We start from the raw sequence: 1,899 nt of genomic DNA, 5'->3' as shown, positions 1-1,899 counted from the left end.
ACCGCCTCAAGCAGTGGCGCGGTATCGCTACCCGCTACGACAAGCACGCTCGTCACTACCGTGCCGGGCTGTTGCTGGCCTCGCTGCTGCTCTGGCTCAAGTGAAGATTCGTCAGACGTGGCCTAGGAGCATGGCTGAGGAGAGCCGGCTCGGGCGGGCTGTGGCGCTAGTAGTACTTCGTTAGGTCGGCACGAGGGGTCTATGCTGAACGGGTTGTCTGCAGACAGTGCAGGTGCCAGTCCAGGTAGCCAGGAGCTGCTGGAGCAGGCGCAGCACGGCGTACGTGCTCAGGCTGCGCCACGGACTTTTGGGTTGCCCCGCAGCAGGGTGCAGACATCGGTGACGAACGCGGCGAACACCCAGCCCGAACACGTGCGGATGTGCGTGATGTCAGCGACCCAGAGGCGGTCCGGGCGTTCGGCGCTGAACCTGCGCTGCACCAGGTCCGGCCGGTGATCGGGCGGAGCCGGAACCGTTGTCCGCGGAGGCTTACCGCTGCGGCGCAGCCCGTGCAGCCCAGCTGAGCGCATCAACCTCTCCACGGTGCACCGCGCGATGCGGGTCGGCTCCTCGCCTGGATCGGCGCGCTGTGCGCGGCGGCGGTTGATCGCGGCGTGCAGCTTCCTGGACCCGTACACGCGCAGGTTCTCGGCGTGCACCTCGTCGATCTCCGCAAGGGCGGCTCGGTCGCTGAGCGCACGAGCCGAGGGAGCTCGGTTTCGGGCGGCGTAGTAGGTGCTGGGGGCGATCTGCAGCTCACGGCAGATCGGCTCGACTCCCAACTCCTGCTTGTTGCTATCGATGAACTCGACGCTCAACGCGATGGGCGGTCGAGCTCCGCCGCGAAGAAAGCCGACGCGCGACGCAAGATTTCGTTGGCTCGACGAAGCTCACGCACCTCCTTCTCCAGCTCTGCCAGCCGCTGCGCGTCGGACGTCGTGGTGCCGGGCCGGTCACCGGAGTCGATTTCGGCCTGGGCGACCCAGTTGCGCAGGGTCTCGGCGTTGATGCCGAGCTGGCCGGCGACCCGCTTGACCGCGCCGGTCCTGGTCGCCGGGTCGCGGCGGGCCTCGAGTGCCAGGCGGATCGCGCGCTCACGCAGCTCGTCGGGATACTTCCTGGGCGCAGCCATGGAGACCATCATCCTCTCGGAGGCGCCGGTTGCAGGTCTCCATCAGACCCGGGCCTTGACAGAGCGCTGCGCAAGGAGCTGACGCAGTACCTGCGCACCGGCCGGGTGCTGCGCCGACCGAAGGGCGCTCGCCTGCCCGACGGGCGCGGGGCGCGGCCGGGAACGGTGTACATCCCCGCACGTCCCGCCGAGGCGAGCGACCGCGCTGTTCCAGGGCACTGGGAAGGTGACCTCGTCTTCGGCGAGGGCATGAGCCCGCTCGCCACGCTGGTCGAGCGCTCCACCCGCTTCCTGGTGCTCGTCGCGCTGCCCCGCGGTGATCATCGAGCTGATGCCTGGGGGCACCTCTCGCGCAGCGGGGGACGCCGACGCGCTGGCCGCGGCGATCACCCGCCTGCCCAGCCACCTGGCCCGGTCGTTGACCTGGGACCTGGGCCATGAGATGGCCCAGCACGACCACTTTCCCCCACGCTGCGCGCGGGAGGTGCCCCCAGCGATCGCCCGAGAACTCAACGAGCGGCCTCGACAGACCCTTGGCTTCCGGTCACCCTCGCAGGTGCTGGCAGAGGTGTTGCGTTGACCGCCTGAGCCTGCACCGCCTTCCGGGCGCGATGGAGGCCGTCAGGCGACGTCGTGACAGTGAAGCGTCACGGCTTTGATGCCGTCTTCATGTGGGGCACGACTCCGGGATGGAGGCGTTGAGGTCAGCGTAGTGGGCGGCCTCCGCCTCGGCCGGTGGGCGGTAGCCCAGCCGAGAGTGCAGCCGG

2 protein-coding genes, 2 pseudogenes and 1 other annotated feature are annotated in these 1,899 nt (G+C 69.3%); of the genes and pseudogenes, 2 read left to right on the top strand and 2 right to left on the bottom strand.

Annotated features, from left to right (window positions below; all coding sequences use genetic code 11):
• Positions 1 to 104: pseudogene (locus GTR00_RS24495) on the top strand (IS5/IS1182 family transposase); the annotation flags it as partial.
• Positions 105 to 287: 183 nt separating this feature from the next.
• Here GTR00_RS24495 and GTR00_RS19995 read toward each other — a convergent pair.
• Complete coding sequence (locus GTR00_RS19995; protein ID WP_166613294.1) at positions 288 to 818, bottom strand: IS3 family transposase; 531 nt, start codon at positions 816 to 818, stop codon at positions 288 to 290.
• Positions 741 to 854: a sequence feature (AL1L pseudoknot), on the bottom strand. It overlaps the preceding gene by 78 nt.
• Positions 815 to 1,144, bottom strand: a complete 330-nt coding sequence (locus GTR00_RS19990) for a transposase (RefSeq protein ID WP_166613293.1) — start codon at positions 1,142 to 1,144, stop codon at positions 815 to 817. (Overlaps the previous feature by 40 nt.) Before GTR00_RS19990 ends, GTR00_RS19995 begins: the two co-directional genes overlap by 4 nt.
• A 51-nt stretch (positions 1,145 to 1,195) precedes the next feature.
• Between GTR00_RS19990 and GTR00_RS26575 the strand changes: the two are divergent.
• Positions 1,196 to 1,712, top strand: a pseudogene (locus GTR00_RS26575) (transposase); the annotation flags it as partial.
• Positions 1,713 to 1,899: the final 187 nt, after the last annotated feature.

It is taken from the genome of Kineococcus indalonis, assembly GCF_009906395.1.
GTDB lineage: Bacteria > Actinomycetota > Actinomycetes > Actinomycetales > Kineococcaceae > Kineococcus > Kineococcus indalonis.
Note: the sequence above shows the minus strand (reverse complement) of the source record. Positions and strands in the feature narration are given on the sequence as shown.

Coding starts and splice junctions, on each gene's coding strand:
- GTR00_RS19990 (WP_166613293.1), bottom strand. CDS start 1,144: ATGATGGTCTCCATGGCTGCGCCCAGGAAGTATCCCGACGAGCTGCGT.